We start from the raw sequence: 18676 nt of genomic DNA on the forward strand, positions 1-18676 counted from the left end.
ATACATGAAAAAATATCATATAGCACTAGTAGGAGCCACTGGTGCAGTGGGCACAGAGATGCTGAAAATCCTTGAAGAAAGGGCCTTCCCAATAGAAAGCATACGTCTATTTGCTCATGAAAGTGAAGCGGGCAAAAAGGTAAAGTTTATGGGCAGTGAAATCACCGTGGAAAAAGTGGAAGAGGACAAAATAAGCGGCATTGATATAGCTTTTTTTGCCGCTGGCCCCATAAGTAAGACTTTGGCACCGGTGTTTGCTAAAAAAGGTGCCGTAGTTATTGACAACGGCAGTTCCTTTAGACTTGATCCATCAGTACCTCTAGTAATTCCGGAAATAAATCCAGAAGACGTGGACTGGCACAACGGCATCATATCAAATCCCAATTGCGCCACCATAATCATGTGTGTCCCAATGAAACCCATATATGATTACGCAGGTGTCACAAGGATTATAGTTTCCACATATCAGGCAGCATCCGGAGCAGGGATTAAAGGGATAGCAGAGTTAGACGAACAGGTCCGCTGCTATGCCGAAAACAAGCCTATACCAGAGCCCAAAGCCTTTACGTACCCCATAGCCTTTAATGTTATTCCTCATATAGATGTCTTTATGGAGCAGGACTATACCAAAGAAGAATGGAAAATGTACCATGAAACGCGAAAAATTTTCCATGACCCTGAGCTTAAAATAACCACTACAGCTGTGCGCGTCCCGGTCATGAGAAGCCATTCCGAATCTATTCTGCTGGAAACCAAGAAAAAAATAACCCCTGAGGAAGTAAAAGATTTGTTGTCGAAAGCTCCCGGGGTTAAAGTATATGACGATCCCTCAAATAATATTTACCCGGTGCCCATTAATACCCAGGGCCAAGATCTCATATATGTTGGCAGAATTCGCCAGGATACATCCAGTGAAAATGGCATATTGCTGTGGGCCTGTGGGGATCAGATAAGAAAAGGTGCAGCAACAAATGCCGTTCAAATTGGAGAAGTCCTGATACAGCGCGGTTTACTTGATAAAAAATAAATTAAATAAACTTCTAATACGCTTTATATCAAGTTTCCTATAAATCTCCTAGCTTTGCTAGGAGGATTTTTTTTGTTTTATGCAGAAAATAAACAAGAAATTTGAATACAAGGGCTTTAAGTCTTTTTATGGAGTGATAAAAGTGAATAAATTAAAAGTGGGGATAATAGGCGCCGGTCGAGGAGGCAGTGCCCTTTTAGAGACATTGATTCAAATGGATAATATAAAAATTGAGGGAATAGCTGATATTAATTCATCGGCGCCGGGTATTGAAATGGCAAAAAATGAAGGCATTAAGTGTTTTAAAACTGCCCAGGAGCTTTTAACATCCTGCACCCTGGATGTGGTTTTTGAGGTTACGGGAAATAGGAATTTTGTGAAGGATCTTCGAAGAAAGCTTCCCGATGAAACTGTGCTGGTGGAGGCACCGGCTGTTAACATAATGTTAAGCATTATTAGAGATCGAAAAGAACTTTTAGAAATAAAAGAGATAAAAGAACAATTATCCATTATATTAAATACAGCCCAAGAAGGCATACAGATGGTGGATAAAAACGGAATAATCAAATACGTAAATCAAGGATATACGAGAATAACAGGCATTCCTGCATCAAAGCGTATAGGGACTAATGTTTTTGAAGTCTCCCCTGATGGAGCTTTAGTTGAGGTCTTAAGGACCGGCAAGCCCTGCATAGGTAAGAGAAATAAAGCTGTGGGTTCCAATGCAGAAGTCATTTCCAATGCTTCTCCCATAATTATAAACGGCGAGATGACCGGTGCTGTAGTAGTATTTCAAGATATAACCGAGGTATTGCGCCTGTCTGAAGAACTTCGGCGTTCAACTTCGGTCATCGATGGGTTAAAAGATGAGATAATGAAGCTTAATGACAGCCCGGGCAAATTTGATGAGATAATTTGCGAAAGCAGTAAAATGAAAAAAATCATTAACCTTGCCAGGAAGGCTTCAAGAGAAGATTCTACCATACTTATAACCGGTGAAAGTGGCACCGGCAAAGAAATATTTGCCAATGCAATTCATGCTGAAAGTCCCAGATCCGGCAAGCCTTTTATAAAAGTAAACTGTGCTGCCATTCCTGAAAATCTGCTGGAGAGCGAACTTTTTGGCTATGAGCCAGGAGCTTTTACAGGAGCCAGCAAATTAAAACTGGGCAAGTTCGAATTGGCTAACGGCGGCACTATTTTTCTAGATGAAATAGGTGATATGAGTCCAATCCTGCAGGCAAAACTCTTGAGAGTGATCCAGGAGCGGGAAATTGAACGCATTGGTGGCACCAGGCCTATAAAGATTGATGTAAGGATTATTTCTGCTACCAATCGGGACCTTTTAGAGCTGATTAGTTCGGGTGCCTTTAGAGAAGACTTATATTTCAGGCTAAATGTAATAAATATAAACATACCGCCCCTTAGGGAAAGGCGGGAGGATATTCCGGCATTGACCAAGGTGTATATCGATTATTTCAACAGGAAGCTTCACAAGAATATAAAAGGCGTTACGAAAAAAGCTGAATATATGCTGCTTTCATATGATTGGCCGGGGAATGTGCGTGAGCTCATGAATATTCTTGAGCGAACAATCCTAATGAGTCAAGGAGAATGGATTACCGATGATCTGCTGCGCCCATACTTTGACCAAATCAAAATCAAAGTAAACTCAAGGGACGCAATATTGCCGCTGGAAGAAATGGAAAAGGATTTAATAAGACGAGCCTTAAAAGAATATGGAACCAGCGTAGAAGGAAAACGAAAAGCAGCCAAGGCCTTAAAAATTTCTTTGGCTACCTTGTATAATAAAATAAAAAAATATGGCATTCAAGCATGACGTATTCTAAAAATTAGAAAGTAGTTATAATTTCTGTAAACCGCTTAGATTCCGTTATGTTTTCTTGGTGGTTTACATATTTTTATATTTTTTAGAAATCTATAGATGCCCCGCTCATCAAAACGCCTGTTATTAAAAGGTCCTATGTTGGCATATTTTTTGCAACTTTTTTATATATACTTAATGATTTTAAAAAGTTTTAAATATTTATAAATGTGGGAAAAAGGGAGGTGGTTATTTCAGAATAGTTGGGGCAATGTATATATTTCAAAAAATTAAAAAGGAGGCGAATACATGAGTTTAAGTGCTCTCGTATGGATTATTACTATTGTTTTTTGTGGCATTTTCCTTTGGATATCTTTAGCGGTTAAAGATACTGCCAGTCAAAGTTTTTCCCACTATGCCATTGCTGGTGGTACTCTGCCGCTTATCCTAATTCTATTTACTGACATTGCTACTATTATGGGTGCGGGCAATTTTATAGGACATGCTGCTCAAGGTTATAAAATAGGTATGGCAGACATTCCCTTTGTTTTTGGCGAACAGGGTTCAAAAGTTATTTTCGCTCTACTTTTTGCAGGTTTTGCAGGAAGATTTACTTATAACACTCTCTCTGAGATGATGGATGATCTATTAGTGCGGGACAAGGTGACAAGGGCTATCACCGGTGTATTGACAGCCTGTATTATGATAGCTTGGGTCGGAGGTCAGGCCAAAGGTCTGGGAGATATATTTGCTGTGTTCACCGGAGCAGATCCCATTCCCATCATAATGCTGTTCAATGTGGTATTTATTGTATATACTTATTTAGGAGGCATATACTCGGTAGTCTGGACTGATCTTTTACAAGGTATCATAGTAGTAGTTTTTGCATTTATTTTCTATGGTTATGCGTTGGCTCCTGTAAACTTTTCTTTTGCAGTCCTGCAGCAAAAGTTGGCAGAAGTTGGGGCACCTGAACTTGCAACCCTCAGCAATGTTCCCGTAGGGACCATAATGAAAAACTTTGTAACCGGATGTTTTGGCATACTGGCAGCTCAGATATATTGGCAGAGATGTTTTGCAGCTAAGGACTCTGCCACTGCTAGAAATGGTATGTTAGTCAGCGGTATCGCAGCAGTTGTCTTTGTAAGCCTTACTGCAATAGTAGGTATTGTAACACATGCCATAAATCCAAATTTAGCGGACCCCAACCAGGCCATGCCATGGCTTATGCTAAATTATGTGCCTACTTGGGTCTTAGCCGTAGTATATACACTTATATTGGCTGCTGCTATGTCAAGTGCTGATTCCAACTTAAATGCCGCTTCCATCATTTTGGTCAATGACCTTATAAGACCATTTGCACCGGGTAAAACTGACCAGGAACTTGTAAATTATGCTAAGTTGCTCACAATAATAGTTGGTGTTTTTGCATCACTGGCAGCTATTTACTCGTCCAGCATTATTGGCCTGTTCTCAAAAGCCTACACCATGGCCGGTGGAGGTATAGTGCCTGTGCTTTTGGTAGGGCTTCTTTGGAAAAAGACAGGAGAGCCTTTTACCATGGGCACACAAAACAGCCGCATTACCCCATGGGGCGCACGTTTAGGCATAATAGTCGGTTCAGTGATTTCACTGTCGTCTTTAGGTATATTATGGGGCGTAGCAATATCGGCGGTGGTGACTATCATCGTTTCGTTGCTGACCCCAGGTGCTTCTGCCAGTGAAACTCCAAATTTGAAAGCTTAAAACAGTAGACCCTAGGATTTATAGCCCGGTGTAAATCCGGGCTAACCTTTTTAAAAAAAGTGATACAAATTTATACTTGGTATAGGAGGTAGCCGAAATTGCGTATAAAGCATCACCCCATACTAAATGATGAAACAAGGGAATGCAATGCAACTATCATCGTAGACGGCAAAAAAGTGCCGGCCATCGAAGGGGAACCTATAGCTGCAGCACTGCTGGCAGCAGGAATTCGAAAGTTTAGGGAAACCCCAAAATATCACAAACCAAGGGGCATATTTTGCGCTATTGGCCGATGCACTGACTGTGTTATGATCGTTGACGGAATACCTAATGTAAGGACATGTGTTACCCCTGTAAGAAATGGAATGGTTATAAAAACACAGAAGGGTCTGGGAGAATGGGGTGAAAAATCATGAAGACAACAGAAATTGCCATAATAGGTGCAGGTCCTGCGGGCCTATCCTGTGCTGTGGAAGCGGCCAAGGCAGGAGCTAAAGTTACATTGCTTGATGAAAACTTAAAACCGGGGGGGCAATTATTTAAACAGATTCATAAGTTTTTCGGCTCTAGGGAACATCAGGCAGGCACTAGAGGTTTTAGAATAGGAGAGCAGCTTTTAAAGGAAACGGAAGAACTGGGAGTAGAAGTACTTTTAAATGCTGCCGTATACGGCATATATGAAAATAAGACTTTGGCGTATGTAAAAGACGGAAAAGACCATGCCCTGCGGGCTGAGAGAATAGTTATTGCAGCGGGGGCATCCGAAAATGCGTTGTCTTTCCCAGGCTGCACTTTACCCGGAGTCATGGGAGCCGGTGCTGCACAAACTATGATAAATGTCCACAGGGTTTTGCCGGGAAAAAAGATACTGATGGTAGGGTCCGGAAATGTGGGCCTAATAGTTTCATATCAGCTAATGCAGGCGGGAGCAGAGGTAAAAGCTTTGATAGAAGCGGCTCCTCAAATCGGCGGCTATGGTGTCCACGCTGCCAAAATCAGAAGAGCAGGAGTGCCCATATACGTTTCTACTACCATAAAAGAGGCATTGGGGACGGAAGCGGTAGAAGGCGTAGTTATACACAGCCTTGATGAAAAATGGCAGCCAATTCCCGGCACAGAAAGGACTTTAGATGTGGATACCATATGTTTGGCTGTAGGTCTTTCGCCTCTTACGGAGCTTGCCTGGATGGCAGGATGCGAATTTACGTTTATTCCGCCGCTTGGAGGCCATGTGCCGATTCACGATGAAAATATGGAAACTACACTTCCAGGAATCTATGTGGCCGGTGATATAACCGGTGTGGAAGAAGCATCTTCAGCTATGGAAGAGGGGAGGCTTGCGGGAGTTGCCAGTGCAGAAAGCCTGGGCTATTATGACGAAGATACAGCTAAACGATTAAAAGACGAAATCTGGCAGCGCCTCAACTCTCTTAGAACCGGACCTTTTGGCGAAGGTCGGTTTAAAGCCAAAATTAAGCAGTTACAAGCGAGGAGGCAGTTGGCATGACGCAAAAAATCGGAGTAAAATATCAGGGATTTCCGTCAGATGAGGAACTGGCGAAAATCCCCGGAGTTCCGGATGCAGAAAGGATCAAAAGGGGCCCCGTTGCTTTTATAGAATGCGCCCAGGAAATTCCCTGCAACCCCTGTGAAGAGGCATGCCCCTATGGAGCTATCCAAGTAGGAAAGCCTATTACGAATTTGCCAAAGCTTGACCCGAAAAAATGTGTAGGCTGCGGGAACTGTATAGCAGCTTGTCCCGGCCTTGCCATATTTGTAGTAAATGGTTCTAAAGACAAGGCAGAAATAAGTTTTCCCTATGAATATTATCCCTTGCCGGAAAAAGGTCAAATTGTAGATTGTGTAGACCGCAGCGGTAAAACCGTAACTTCAGGCAAGGTTTTAAGGGTGATAAAATCTCCAAAATACGATCAAACAGCAGTAATTACGGTAGAGGTAGACCAAGAGTATATAAACGTGGTACGCAGTATAAAGAGATTGGGAGGTCCTGAACATGAATGAAGAATTCATCTGCCGTTGTGAGGAAGTTACCAGGAAGGAGATAGAAGAAGCCATAGCTGACGGTGCTACCACCGTCGCAGGCGTAAAGAAAAGGACCCGTGCCGGCATGGGCCTTTGCCAGGGTAGAACCTGCCGCCGCTTGGTAACGCAGATGCTGTCAAAACATAAGGCTGCAGAACAGATCATGCCGGACACTTCAAGGCCCCCTGTGAGGGCAATTACCGTTGAAGAGATAATAAACAGTGAAGATAGATAATATTATTTAACTTGGAGGATCTGCCTATGATCGTAACCGGTGGTAAAAATGTATACGGTGAAAGCATCGGAATTTTGATGCTTGACACCAAATTTCCCAGGATACCTGGCGATATAGGCAATGCCCTTACTTTTCCTTTTCCGGTGCGATACAGAAAAGTTTCAGGAGCCACACCAGTTAGGGTAGTTAAAGAAGCGGATCCAGCCCTTATTATGCCCTTTATTGAGGCTGCTAAAGAACTGGAGCAGGAGGGCGTGTGCGCCATAACTACCAGCTGCGGGTTTCTGGCCATATTTCATAAACATTTAGCTCGAGCGGTAAATATACCGGTGTTTTCCTCAAGTTTGCTGCAATTACCCTTGGTGGCGGCTATGATCGGGCAGGATAAGAAAATCGGCATCATGACCGCCAGCAAGCCACATCTTACCCCACTTCATTTTCAAGGGGTAGGTGCAGAAGGAATAAACAAGGTTATATACGGCATGGAAGAGCAGAAGGAATTTACGAGAGTTTTCATAGAAGGCAAAGAGGAAATGGATGTAGCAAAGGTAGAGGAAGAGATGGTTGAAGTAGCACGGACCATGATAGAGGAAAACCCTGATGTGGGAGCCATAGTCTTTGAGTGCACCAATATGCCGCCTTTCAGGGCTGCAGTCCAAAAGGCGGTCCAACGGCCGGTGTTTGATATTGTCACATTGACCAATTATGTTTATGATTCCATAAAACATTGCGTAAAATGAAACTAAGAGGAGGAAGGCTTTTGCAAACATCAGATGTAGTCATCATAGGTGGTGGCGTCGTAGGCTGCTCAATAGCTTATCATTTAGGCAAAAGAGGGATTCCTACCCATGTAATTGAAAAAGACGACATTGCCATGGGAACATCCGGAGCCTGTGATAAGGCAGTGCTGCTGCAGTCAAAAAATCCCGGGATTCACCTGGAACTGGCATTAAAGAGTGTAAAGATGTTTCCAGAGCTGCAAAAGTCACTGGATACGGATATAGAATTTTTAAATCACGGTTGCATGATTGTAATTCAAAACGAAAATCAGTGGAAGGTAATGGAAGGATTTGTGGAAAGGCAAAAGAAACTAGGCCTTGACGTAAAGCTCCTTGACAAAAATGAGGCCCGTGACCGTCAGCCGGCCTTATCGGAAGATATCCTTGGCTCAACTTATAGCCCTATGGATTGCGAAGCAAATCCCATTTACTTGACCTTAGGCCTCTATAGAGGAGCAAAGAAACATGGAGTTAAGTTTTCGCTAGGAACTAAAGTAACGGGCATTAAATTAGAAAAAGGCCGAATAAAGTCAGTTGAGACGGATAGCGGTGAGATTTTATGTAAATATGTAGTCAATGCCACCGGCGTCTATGCACCGACTATAGGCCGGATGGTAGGACTTAACATTCCCATTGTGCCGAGGAGAGGACAGATCATAATTACAGAACCTGTTCCTAAGCTCATTCATGGTGGATTAAACTGTGCCCGCTATATCACGGCAAAATTCAGGCCGGAACTTTTAGGCACAGACGAAATGGCAAAGCTGGGCGTGGGCCTGGCCCTGGGTCAAACCGAAAACGGCAACCTTTTGATAGGCGGTACAAGGGAATTTGTCGGATTTAACAAAACAACCACTCATAAGGCCTTAAAGGCCATATTAAAACATGCAGCTTCAATCGTGCCTGCCATTAAAAATGTTCATGTTATCCGCAGCTTTGCAGGTTTGAGGCCCTATACTCCCGACGGTCTGCCGATCCTTGGAGAAGTGCCTGAAGTTCCCGGATTTATCATGGCTGCAGGACATGAAGGAGACGGTATAGCCCTTTCGGCCATTACCGGCAGAATCATTTCAGAGGTAATCGCAGATGGGAAACCTTCTGATGATTTAAACATAGATATGACAAAACTTTCTCTAGATAGATTTAAGAATGTAGATGTAAATGAATTCCGGGAAAGCCATAATTGCTACAGTTTCGCAAGCTAATGAAAAATCAGGCCCAAATTATTTTGCGGCCTGATTTTTTTGCATGTAAATTATTTCTAAGAGCAGTTTTAAAAGATAATCTCGAAGCTGTGCCTCATCATTTTCAATGGATTTTTGTTCATTATTTTTATTTGCACCATTTGATCCGTCAAAGTGGCGATTTAGAAAACAACTTTCTACCAGCTGAGCATTTTTTATATATTCCTTCATGGTGTCTTTGCTTACAAGTACTTCAAGTTCCTTATCACATTTAAAGATAATATGGCAGCTACCTTCCTTGCCATCTTCCACATCCCTTATTTCTCTATAGTTTACATAACCTAAAGTGCCGTCATTTTCACCGAGAGGGTTTTTGCGCGCTTTTACCGGTATCAGCAAGAGGTTTGATGCGAATGGAATAGGAACCCCCTGCTTTTTATTGACTGCCTTGCCGTAGTGCTCACGAGCTGCCGTAAGATCTATATTGTAAAACCTGGCTAGATTTTTTAATACCGTTTTGCACGTCCTTCTAACCAGAAACTGTTTGCCGCTGCTTGTTAAAACTTGAGTTACATTGCCGTCGTCATAGACGGGCAAAAAAGCGGCAAGCCCCTTTTCTACAATCTCCGCTACATTCATGGGACACACCTCCGACACAGATGTTAAACCAATGGCAAGAGGCGAAAGCAAGTCCATTATATACCAAACATATGTTTGCGTCAAGGCAAAAAATAATAAAAGTTTAAATATTGAGTTCAAACCTATCGCCGGGGCACCTGGTTGCTGCATGCTTCACGTTTTTGTGCCCTAGCACATGCTCTTTTGGAATCTGGTAAATTTCCATTAAGTAAAAGATGAGCTCTTTAAGTGATGTCATTTGGGCCGGAGTAGGTTTCATATGCCCCTTCTGGCCGCGAGGGTTGTCTTTAGAGTCAAAGTTGCCTGTTAGAGCTACTCCAATTGACCTAAAGTTCATTTGATCAGCCGTGCAGTGGGCACCTTGGATAAAATCCGGCCGTCCCTTTTCTACGGTGCCGTCTGCCCTGATTAGATAGTGATACCCGATACTGACTATGACACCACCTGTGACCTGTCTAAAACCCCTGCGAATATACTCATCTACCAAAGGTTTTGGAGATGAAATTTTTATTCCAAACCCCTGCTTTGCATGATAACCATCTATGGTGAGGGCAGATACATCAAAACCTGCCGTATGGTGAATAACAATAAACCTGGGATATAACCTTTCCATAAAATCACTCCTTTTTATTCTTAATTATGAGTATGTCTTAACCTATTCCCGTATGCCTTCGATGACCTTGGCCAGCTCATAGATGCTGGCAGTGAGGCTTTCCATTTTAGCCTCCAGCCTTACCAAAAGATAAATGGACACGGCAATGGGAAAGCCTACATTGGCTACCTGAGCCACCAAGTCTTCCATAAAAATCCTCCTTCCCCATATTGATGTTTATGATTACAAATTTAGCCGGGCGCCTATGGCACCCAGCTAATGCTTTATCCTAAAAGATCGATAACTTCTCTTTGAACAATGCGTGCACCTACAATTTCAACCAAATCACCGCCGGAAGTTTCAAACACGTTTTTGTCTATAATGTCATTCATCAAAGCTTCCACTTCCTGGGTAGTCAAATCCTCTTTAGGATTCTGTATGGAAAGTCTGGCGTTTTTTCCGGCTACGTTCTTAAAGATAAGCTCTAAATTTTTATCCATGCCCTTCACCTCCCTTCATATTTTAGGTGAGGGTGCCCTATATGGGCTCCCCGCTAGACTTCTGCCAGTTCAAATTCCATGGTCCGGCGAATAGCATATACCGGGTAACTTTGAATGTTCGCTATCTGATTTGCAACACTCATCAAATCCTCATCTGCAGCGTCGGTCTTTACGTTGCTGTAAGATCTGGTCCTAAAGACAGGTTTGTCGTTTTCATCTCTGCCGGTTTCGACAATTATGCGAAGACCGGAATTTAATGGAGTAGCAACCACTGCCATACCTTTTCACCTCCTTTCGAAGTTCACTTCCCGCTATTGCCATATCACCTCCTTTGAGGGGGGAAGTGTTTGTTTGTGACTTCATTATAGCTGGGCCAGCGAAAAAACAAAAAAGCCAGGCTGCCACCTCTTGGGTGACGCCTGGCCTTCACCAAATCAATTTTTAGCCCAATGAGCCTGGCAAATACAACCAGTGGCATTTACCGGTCTAAACTAAATACCCTTTTACGCCAAAACCATATATTAGTTTAGCTTTACGCGCAAGGTATTACCATATACTTAACTCTACAACCTGATGTAACTATTGAACAACCTACCATAATAGGATAAAATTATATCTGGAAGAATTGAGGATATCTACAGAATCAGAAAAGTTGCTTTTTAATAATGGGGGAGACACCTACATCACCCTCGCACTGCGAGGGTTTTTTTGATATACTAAAATGAAAGTCCCTACAATATAGAAGATTAGGATGTATTGCAATGCAAAGATTAAAAAACCAAAAGCTACAAATAATCCTTTCATGGACAGCAGTTGTGCTTTGGATGCTACTTATCTTTACCTTTTCTGCTCAACACGGCACAAAGTCAACCTGTCTTAGCGACATGGCCGCAGAGATTATAATGAAAAAGATAAATGTAATAATACCGCCGGATTCACAAACAGGCACTACAACAAACTTAGTAAAGACCTTTAAATACATACTGCGCAAAAGTGCCCATATAGGCGAATATTTCATATTGGGCGCATTAGTCATGAATGCAATGAAGACAAGCAAAGTGCCTAAATTTAAAGCATTTATCATGTCTATTTTACTTTGTATCCTTTATGCCATGTCTGATGAAATACACCAGCATTTTGTGCCCGGTAGAAGTGCGCAAGTATCCGATGTCCTAATTGACACTATTGGAGCAATTGGCGGTACCGGTCTTAGATTGCTAATTAGAAGAAGGAATTCCACATCTTGTGTAGAATAAATTAAAGTTGAGGGTAACTTACAAAAAACAACAATTTTAGGAGGAAAGTCATGGAAGAAGAAATCACCTTGCGAGAACTTATCGAAATAGTACTAAAAGGCAAATGGATTATAGCAGCTATCACCATTACAGCTGTGATAATTACCGGCATATTCAGCTTTTTCATAATATCCCCTACCTATGAAGCAAGAAGCACCCTAATGGTGTCGCCACTAGTGCAAGGTAATGCGCCCTCGAGGCAAGACAGTGCCTATGATACCTTGCTTTCATATTTATCCCAGTATCCTCAAATGACCCTCGAAACTTATCGGGTACAAGTGACGAACCCTCATATATTAAACCAGGTTATTGATGAGCTCAACTTAAATAGAGAAGAGTACAGCTTAAATACCCTGCGGAATATGATAAATGTCGAAGCTATTAAAGATACAAACCTAATCAGAATTTCAGTAAAAGACAAAGATCCTGAAATGGCGGCCAGAATTGCAAACACATTAGCGCCAAAATACGTTGACTTTCTTTCTGCTACACTGCAAGAGCAAATGGGAAAATCAGCAGCTTACATACAAAATCAAATGAAGGAAGAGGAAAAGAACCTTGAGACAGCAACAGAAGAACTGAAAAACTTCCTGGCACAGCCGCAAAATGTGGCGGAACTTCAAAAAGACATTGATGCAAAGCTTGAGCTAATTACCCAATTTAAAACAAAGCTAATAGAACTTGACGTTGAAGAAAAAGCACTTAAGGCTTCACTGGAAAGTGCCAGGGCAAGCCTTGCCAAAGAACCTAAATATCTGGAGCTGGACAAATCAATCCTAGATGATCCGGTTATGGCAGGCCTTGCTTCTGGTAAGACCGGTGATATGTCAAATGCAGCAGGTCTTACGGTCAAAAGCCAAGAGATAAACGAAAACTACACTTTGTTAAGTGCCAAAGTAGCCGACTTAGAAGTGGCTTTGGCAGGTATTGCGTCCCAAAAAACGGCTCTAGTTTCAAATATACAAAAGACCCAAGCGGAGTTAGAACAACTGCAAGCAACCCTTGCTAAAAAGCAGACGGAATACAACCGCCTGCAGCAGCAGTATACCATAGCCCAGGAAACCTATAACACATTCTTGCAAAAATATCAGGAAGCTAGAATCACCACATCCAGCAAAATCGGTGATGCAAATATCATGATAGTATCTCCTGCTATAGTGCCTGACAGCCCTGTGGCGCCTAAAAAGATGCTAAATATGGCCATAGCTATGGTGCTTGGGCTTATGTTGGGAGTGTTTGTAGTATTTTTCATGGATTACTGGAAAAACTCTGCAGAACCTAAATCCATTAAAAACCTTTCTCAAAGTCATTAATTGAGGTGCGACAACGTGGGAAGAAAACCGAGTAAAAAACAAGAGCAAAAAGTCGAAAAAAGTAAAAATATTTCCCGGGCAATACGCGAAAAAGACAGAGGCTTTCTATACTATATAGTATACATAGGTCTTATTATACTTCTCCTATATCCCCCCTATTTTAGGGGAATGTTTTTTGATAAAGAATTCTTGCCTACACATATATACAGCGGCATACTATTTCTCCTTTACATAATCTATAAAATAAAAGTGTTAAAAGAATACCGTGTCTTCAGTTCCCCCATGGACTATGCTGCTATTGCCCTGGTGGGAGCTTATTTCCTATCTATATTTGTTGCAGTAAACATCCGCTCTGCTATCGGAGAGTTTTTAAAGTACATCAACTACTTTATTGCTTTTTACCTGGTTTCGGACTTTCCCCGAACTAAAGATGATATAAAGGCGATTTTGTGGGCAATGGTCATATCCGCCTTTGGCGTAGCCTTTATTGGCATCGGAGCTGCTGCCGGCACCTTTACATATAACGGTGCTATTGTAGGAAATAGAATTAGCTCCACACTACAATACCCTAATACCCTGGCGGCATATCTTACCGCTGCATTTATGCTATCAACTTCTCTTTGGGTAACTGAAGAAAGCCGCGCACAAAAAGCTATACTTGCATTTATAAACTATACACTGTTCTTGTGTTTCCTTTTTACATTGTCTAGAGGTGCTTGGCTGCTCTTTCCGGCTTTTTATCTGATATTAGTTGTTGGTATGCCTAATCAGTACCGCTTGAAAGCTTTGGGCTATTCTTTTCAAAGCTTCATTGCAGCAGTGCTAGCCTCGCCAGGCTTTGGTATGGCCATTTCTGCTGATGAAAAAACAAAAGTGTGGCTTTGGTATATAGCTGGAGCTATATTGTCCATAGCCTTGTTTTATATAACAGAGAAGATAAGCGAACGTTTTGCTTTGCGTATAAAACCAAAAATAGTGCTATCTGTTTTCATCATTCTCATCATATTGGGAGGCATAGGGGCATATACTGCCCTTACCACTGAAGCACCTCTTACCATCTCCCATGAAGAAAATGAGGAAGAGAGCTGGAAGACATCGTGGTACCCCATACAAGATGTAAAACCTGATACAGAGTACACTCTAAAAGTCATAGTATCTTCAAAACCTGGTGAGAAAGAAGAACAGTGGGGTGCCGGTGTACTGATAAACAGCTACGATGAGGCAGGCAATAGTGTAAGAATTGTTAATGAATATATAGTGGAAGAAATCAATGAGGAAGTAAGGGAAATCACTTTTACCACAAGACCGGATACTGTAAGATTAAACATCGGCTTTACAAACCGCTTTCCTAATACAGAGGCAACTTTTTACGCTGCAGAACTTTACGAAACCGATGATATATCCTCTGCCCAGCGCATAACCCTTGCCTATAAATACATTCCTGAAGCAGTAAGTAGAAGGCTTAGGAGCATAAGTGTTGAAAGCTCAAGTGTAGCCAGTAGATTTATTTTTTATCGGGATGCATTAAAAATTATCAAAGACTATCCCATTCTTGGCACAGGTGGCGGAGGATGGGAGGCTATTTACCGCGCATATCAATCGTATGAATATTACACCACAGAAGTTCACAACTTCTTCCTTGAGCTTTGGGTAGAGACAGGGACAGTAGGCCTTCTTGCACTGGCAGCTTTTTACATAACAGCCCTTATGACAGTATACAAGGCCATGGTATCTGATATTGACATTACCGCAAAAGTCCTCACATGGGGTGCTCTGTCAGCTTTAGTTGCCCTTTTAGGCCACAGCGGCATGGACTTTAACCTTTCCTTAGGAGCTGTAGCCCTTTACCTGTGGCAGCTATTTGGTGTAGTTAAGTTTTCAGGAACTACAATAAAAGTAGAACAAAAACCAACCAAGACAGCCTGGCCCGCCATAGCTTTAGTCGGGGTATCCTGTGCCTTTGTGATTTTTTCCTTCCTGCTGTACCAGGGATACACCTACGGCCAGCAGGCTGTAAGGAGCATAGAGGAGCAGGATATTATAAAAGCCAGGGAATACTTTGAAAAAGCGGCAAAATATGATCCGTATACAGCATCTTTTAAGGCCGATCTGGCACAGCTTGATTATTTTATAGCATTACAGACAGAAAATGATGACCTTCTTCAAAAATCTGAAGATATGCGAGCGGAAGCCGTAAACCTGGAACCTTATAATGCCAGGCTCAAGACTCAACTTGCAGCTTACTATCTAGAACATGGTGAGCTAGACGAAGGAATTTCTTTGCTAGAAGAGATAACCGAAATAAATCCATTTAATATAGAAAACTGGCACAACCTGGCCGATGCCTATTACAAAACAGCAGTGGTTTACATAAGGCAGGAACAAAAAGATAAAGCTATAGAGCTATTAAATAAATCCCAAGAAATATTTGATAAGATCTCCCAATACAACAGCAAAGTTCCAAAGAGTGCAAGAAACAAACTTGAACTTCCAAATGAGTTGATGCTCTATGTCTACAAATCAAAGCTCTTAGCTGAGAATATAGACGATGACACATATTATAGGAAACTAGACAAACTCATCTTCGCCTCTGACTTTACTGTAGATACTGACAACGATAGTGTACCGGATTTGTGGTATATATACAACTCTCAAAAAGGTTTAATGGAAACTAGCATACGAAATAAAGCTGTAGAAATTACAAATAATGGTGAAGAACCGTCGTATTTGATTACCAAAAAAGATATAATATTAGAACCTACTACTGAGTATAGAGTAAACTTGCTTATCGGTTGTGAAAATACTACCAATGTTCCGGTGATAAACATCTTTAGCCGCAAGGGTCAAATCGTGCAGCATCAGATAAAGCAGATGGACCTAAACACCGAAATAACGAATATAACTTCAACATTTGTAACTACAAAAGACATAGAAGATGGAAAACAATGGATTAGAATAGATATACCTAAGGAGACCAAAGACACTATTTTTATAGAAAGTATGGAGATTTGGCTTGAGCAAATTAAACCTCTTGGAGGTTCAGATTAATGTACAAAAAGTATATAAAGAGAATTCTGGATTTTCTATTTGCGATTGTTTTGTTAATAATATTATCACCTATTATGCTAATAGCGGCATTGGCAATAAAAATAGAAGACCCAAAAGGCCCGGTATTGTTTAAACAAAAGAGACCAGGTAAAGATGCAAAAATCTTTGAAGTTTTTAAGTTCAGAACCATGATTGTTGACACAGAGCGTGATGGTAGAAAGCTTTCGGATATTGAAAGAATTACTAAAGTTGGTCGTTTTTAAGAAAAACCAGTATAGATGAGCTTCCACAACTTTTTAATATTATTCGTGGTGAAATGAGTTTCATAGGGCCCAGGCCACTATTAGTAGAGTATCTAAAATTCTATTCGCCTGAACAAATGAGAAGACACGAGGTTAGACCGGGAATATCTGGATGGGCCCAAGTCAACGGTAGAAATGCTATAAGCTGGGAAGAAAAATTCCAATATGATATTTGGTATGTAGATAACCAGTCTTTTTTCCTGGATTTAAAGATTTTCTTACTTACGATTTATAGCGTCTTAAATAAAAAAGGCATAAATAATTCTACAAATGATACTATGCCTTTTTTTACTGGCAGTTCAGGAAAAACTATTCAGTTTTAAGGTGAAACAATGTCTAGATTAATGATTCTAGGTGCTGGTGGGCACGGAAAAGTAGTTGCTGAAATTGCTAAGCTCATGGAGAAGTGGGATGAAATAGTATTTCTTGACGATAATGAAAAACTAAGGGAAGTTAATGGAATTAAGGTTATTGGTCAATTTAATGATTATCGTATTTATAAAGATAGATATAATTATGCCTTTGTTGCTATTGGTGATAATGAACTTAGACTAAAACTAATAGAAAATCTAAAGAAAGAAGGACTCCTTATTCCAGCTTTAATACACCCATTTACTTCAATTAGTGATAACTGCCAAATACATGAAGGCACAGCGGTTATGGCAGGAGCTGTTATAAATACAAACGTGATTATAGGTAGGGGTTGTATCATTAATACCTCTAGTAGCATAGATCACGATGGTGTATTAGAAGACGGAGTCCATATCTCACCTGGTGTTCATTTGGGAGGAACTGTGAAAATCGGAAAACACACTTGGGTTTGCTTAGGTTCTAATATCATCAATAACGTAATAATCGGCAGCAATGTAATTGTTGCTGCTGGAGCAGTAGTTACTGAGAATGTACCTGATAATGTTATGGTGGCAGGTATACCGGCGAAAATAAAAAAGCGTCTTGGAGTGATTGATAGTGACTAACAAAGCAATACCCCTTTCAGTCCCTAACCTTTCCTTAGACATTCTTGAGCATATCAGGGAAACCATAGAGACAGGCTGGGTGTCAACTGGTGGAAGATTTATAACAGAATTTGAAAACAAAGTAGCCAAATATGTAGGTGCAGAAAGAGCTGTATCCTGCCAAAGTGGCACAGCAGGCCTTCATCTTGCATTAAGGGTGCTTGATATTAAGCCGGGAGATGAGGTTATAGTTCCCACGGTTACATTTATAGCAGCAGTAAACCCAGTTAAATACGTGGGAGCAGAACCTGTATTTATGGACTGTGATGATACCTTAAATATGGATATGGATAAACTCGAAGAATTTCTTGAATATGAATGTGATTTTATAGACGGAAAAGTAATCAACAAAAAGACTAAAAGACAAATATCAGCAATAGTTGTAGTCCATGTATTTGGCAACCCGGCTGATATGGAAAAACTGATGGATATAAAAGAAAAGTACAACTTGAAAGTGATAGAAGACTCAACTGAAGCCTTAGGATCTTACTACTTAGAAGGAAAGTATAAAGGCAAATACTGTGGGACCATAGGGGATATTGGAGTGTATTCTTTTAATGCCAATAAGATAATTACAACTGGTGGCGGAGGAATGTTAGTATCTAACAACCAAGAACTACTTGATAAGGCAGCTTTTTTAGGAGTGCAAGCAAAAACAGATCCACTATATTTTATACATGATGAAATAGGATATAACTACCGCATGACCAATATACAAGCTGCTTTTGGAGTAGACCAAATTGACAGACTTGAGAGTTTTATAGAAACAAAGATTAAAAATTACAACCTATACAAAGAAGCCTTAAAGGATATAGACGGTCTGACGCTATTGCCTTTTAGGTCTGATACCAGAGCAAATCACTGGTTTTATTCAGTAATTGTAGATAAGGACAAATATGGAATGGATAGAGATGAACTTCTAAGAAAGTTAAATGATGAAAACATCCAAACAAGACCATTGTGGGGATTAATACATAAGCAAAAACCATATTTAGACAATCAAAGATATAGAATTAAAAAGGCAAGTTTCTATGAGAAGAACTTGATAAATATACCTTGCAGTAGTAATTTAAGTGAGGAAGAAGTAAAAATTGTTGTGGAAAAGCTGAAATTATTAAAAACAAAAGAGTGA

19 protein-coding genes and 1 pseudogene are annotated in these 18676 nt (G+C 40.9%); 15 read left to right on the plus strand and 5 right to left on the minus strand.

Annotated elements, in window-relative coordinates; all coding sequences use genetic code 11:
• Nucleotides 1-4 precede the first annotated feature (4 nt).
• The 9 genes from JT739_RS02640 (at nt 5) to JT739_RS02680 (ending at nt 8860) form a co-directional block, all read left to right on the plus strand.
• Entirely contained in the window at nt 5-1027 is a 1023-nt protein-coding gene (locus tag JT739_RS02640; RefSeq protein ID WP_237659540.1) for an aspartate-semialdehyde dehydrogenase, read from the plus strand.
• 142 nt (nt 1028-1169) lie between these two features.
• Entirely contained in the window at nt 1170-2867 is a 1698-nt protein-coding gene (locus JT739_RS02645) for a sigma 54-interacting transcriptional regulator (RefSeq protein ID WP_237659541.1), read from the plus strand.
• 294 nt (nt 2868-3161) lie between these two features.
• On the plus strand, nt 3162-4598 hold the full coding sequence (locus JT739_RS02650) for a sodium:solute symporter (RefSeq protein ID WP_237659542.1): 1437 nt from the start codon (nt 3162-3164) through the stop codon (nt 4596-4598).
• A gap of 98 nt (nt 4599-4696) precedes the next feature.
• Nucleotides 4697-5014, plus strand: coding sequence for a (2Fe-2S)-binding protein (locus tag JT739_RS02655; protein WP_237659543.1), 318 nt, complete (start codon nt 4697-4699; stop codon nt 5012-5014).
• The gene (locus JT739_RS02660; RefSeq protein ID WP_237659544.1) at nt 5011-6105 is read left to right on the plus strand and encodes an NAD(P)/FAD-dependent oxidoreductase; all 1095 of its coding nucleotides are present in this window, start codon (nt 5011-5013) and stop codon (nt 6103-6105) included. The genes JT739_RS02655 and JT739_RS02660 overlap by 4 nt, the downstream gene beginning before the upstream one ends.
• A complete protein-coding gene (locus tag JT739_RS02665) occupies nt 6102-6620 on the plus strand; it encodes a 4Fe-4S binding protein (protein ID WP_237659545.1) in 519 nt (172 codons plus the stop codon). Before JT739_RS02660 ends, JT739_RS02665 begins: the two co-directional genes overlap by 4 nt.
• Nucleotides 6613-6876, plus strand: coding sequence for a (2Fe-2S)-binding protein (locus JT739_RS02670; protein ID WP_304650960.1), 264 nt, complete (start codon nt 6613-6615; stop codon nt 6874-6876). The genes JT739_RS02665 and JT739_RS02670 overlap by 8 nt, the downstream gene beginning before the upstream one ends.
• A gap of 26 nt (nt 6877-6902) precedes the next feature.
• Nucleotides 6903-7616 (plus strand): aspartate/glutamate racemase family protein, encoded by a 714-nt coding sequence (locus JT739_RS02675; RefSeq protein WP_237659546.1) that lies wholly within the window; start codon nt 6903-6905, stop codon nt 7614-7616.
• 20 nt (nt 7617-7636) lie between these two features.
• Nucleotides 7637-8860 (plus strand): FAD-binding oxidoreductase, encoded by a 1224-nt coding sequence (locus JT739_RS02680; protein WP_237659547.1) that lies wholly within the window; start codon nt 7637-7639, stop codon nt 8858-8860.
• Nucleotides 8861-8878: 18 nt separating this feature from the next.
• Here JT739_RS02680 and JT739_RS02685 read toward each other — a convergent pair whose 3' ends face one another.
• The 5 genes from JT739_RS02685 to JT739_RS02705 form a co-directional block, all read right to left on the minus strand.
• Entirely contained in the window at nt 8879-9478 is a 600-nt protein-coding gene (locus tag JT739_RS02685) for a competence protein ComK (protein ID WP_237659548.1), read from the minus strand.
• A 103-nt stretch (nt 9479-9581) separates the two neighbouring features.
• Nucleotides 9582-10091, minus strand: coding sequence for a peptidoglycan recognition family protein (locus JT739_RS02690; RefSeq protein WP_237659549.1), 510 nt, complete (start codon nt 10089-10091; stop codon nt 9582-9584).
• A 42-nt stretch (nt 10092-10133) separates the two neighbouring features.
• The gene (locus tag JT739_RS02695; protein ID WP_237659550.1) at nt 10134-10280 is read right to left on the minus strand and encodes a YvrJ family protein; all 147 of its coding nucleotides are present in this window, start codon (nt 10278-10280) and stop codon (nt 10134-10136) included.
• 74 nt (nt 10281-10354) lie between these two features.
• Nucleotides 10355-10570, minus strand: a complete 216-nt coding sequence (locus JT739_RS02700; protein ID WP_237659551.1) for a DUF2922 domain-containing protein — start codon at nt 10568-10570, stop codon at nt 10355-10357.
• A 53-nt stretch (nt 10571-10623) separates the two neighbouring features.
• Complete coding sequence (locus JT739_RS02705; RefSeq protein ID WP_237659552.1) at nt 10624-10848, minus strand: DUF1659 domain-containing protein; 225 nt, start codon at nt 10846-10848, stop codon at nt 10624-10626.
• A gap of 483 nt (nt 10849-11331) precedes the next feature.
• Here JT739_RS02705 and JT739_RS02710 point away from each other — a divergent pair, with 483 nt between their 5' ends.
• From JT739_RS02710 to JT739_RS02735, 6 genes and pseudogenes are all read left to right on the plus strand, one after another.
• Complete coding sequence (locus JT739_RS02710; RefSeq protein ID WP_237659553.1) at nt 11332-11826, plus strand: VanZ family protein; 495 nt, start codon at nt 11332-11334, stop codon at nt 11824-11826.
• Nucleotides 11827-11876: 50 nt separating this feature from the next.
• Nucleotides 11877-13178 (plus strand): GumC family protein, encoded by a 1302-nt coding sequence (locus JT739_RS02715; RefSeq protein ID WP_237659554.1) that lies wholly within the window; start codon nt 11877-11879, stop codon nt 13176-13178.
• Nucleotides 13179-13193: 15 nt separating this feature from the next.
• The gene (locus JT739_RS02720) at nt 13194-16226 is read left to right on the plus strand and encodes an O-antigen ligase family protein (protein ID WP_237659555.1); all 3033 of its coding nucleotides are present in this window, start codon (nt 13194-13196) and stop codon (nt 16224-16226) included.
• Nucleotides 16226-16851, plus strand: a pseudogene (locus JT739_RS02725) (sugar transferase). The gene JT739_RS02720 and the pseudogene JT739_RS02725 overlap by 1 nt, the downstream one beginning before the upstream one ends.
• A gap of 9 nt (nt 16852-16860) precedes the next feature.
• Nucleotides 16861-17505 (plus strand): acetyltransferase, encoded by a 645-nt coding sequence (locus JT739_RS02730; RefSeq protein ID WP_237659556.1) that lies wholly within the window; start codon nt 16861-16863, stop codon nt 17503-17505.
• A complete protein-coding gene (locus tag JT739_RS02735; protein WP_370642559.1) occupies nt 17495-18676 on the plus strand; it encodes a LegC family aminotransferase in 1182 nt (393 codons plus the stop codon). The genes JT739_RS02730 and JT739_RS02735 overlap by 11 nt, the downstream gene beginning before the upstream one ends.

The organism is Tepidanaerobacter sp. GT38 (assembly GCF_021991635.1).
In the GTDB taxonomy this organism is placed as follows: domain Bacteria; phylum Bacillota; class Thermosediminibacteria; order Thermosediminibacterales; family Tepidanaerobacteraceae; genus DTU063.

Excerpts from the sequence above, each read along its gene's own strand:
- JT739_RS02640 (WP_237659540.1), top strand. The coding sequence starts at position 5 with ATGAAAAAATATCATATAGCACTAGTAGGAGCCACTGGTGCAGTGGGC.
- JT739_RS02650 (WP_237659542.1), top strand. The coding sequence starts at position 3,162 with ATGAGTTTAAGTGCTCTCGTATGGATTATTACTATTGTTTTTTGTGGC.
- JT739_RS02660 (WP_237659544.1), top strand. The coding sequence starts at position 5,011 with ATGAAGACAACAGAAATTGCCATAATAGGTGCAGGTCCTGCGGGCCTA.
- JT739_RS02665 (WP_237659545.1), top strand. The coding sequence starts at position 6,102 with ATGACGCAAAAAATCGGAGTAAAATATCAGGGATTTCCGTCAGATGAG.
- JT739_RS02670 (WP_304650960.1), top strand. The coding sequence starts at position 6,613 with ATGAATGAAGAATTCATCTGCCGTTGTGAGGAAGTTACCAGGAAGGAG.
- JT739_RS02675 (WP_237659546.1), top strand. The coding sequence starts at position 6,903 with ATGATCGTAACCGGTGGTAAAAATGTATACGGTGAAAGCATCGGAATT.
- JT739_RS02685 (WP_237659548.1), bottom strand. The coding sequence starts at position 9,478 with ATGAATGTAGCGGAGATTGTAGAAAAGGGGCTTGCCGCTTTTTTGCCC.
- JT739_RS02690 (WP_237659549.1), bottom strand. The coding sequence starts at position 10,091 with ATGGAAAGGTTATATCCCAGGTTTATTGTTATTCACCATACGGCAGGT.
- JT739_RS02695 (WP_237659550.1), bottom strand. The coding sequence starts at position 10,280 with ATGGAAGACTTGGTGGCTCAGGTAGCCAATGTAGGCTTTCCCATTGCC.
- JT739_RS02700 (WP_237659551.1), bottom strand. The coding sequence starts at position 10,570 with ATGGATAAAAATTTAGAGCTTATCTTTAAGAACGTAGCCGGAAAAAAC.
- JT739_RS02705 (WP_237659552.1), bottom strand. The coding sequence starts at position 10,848 with ATGGCAGTGGTTGCTACTCCATTAAATTCCGGTCTTCGCATAATTGTC.
- JT739_RS02710 (WP_237659553.1), top strand. The coding sequence starts at position 11,332 with ATGCAAAGATTAAAAAACCAAAAGCTACAAATAATCCTTTCATGGACA.
- JT739_RS02715 (WP_237659554.1), top strand. The coding sequence starts at position 11,877 with ATGGAAGAAGAAATCACCTTGCGAGAACTTATCGAAATAGTACTAAAA.
- JT739_RS02730 (WP_237659556.1), top strand. The coding sequence starts at position 16,861 with ATGTCTAGATTAATGATTCTAGGTGCTGGTGGGCACGGAAAAGTAGTT.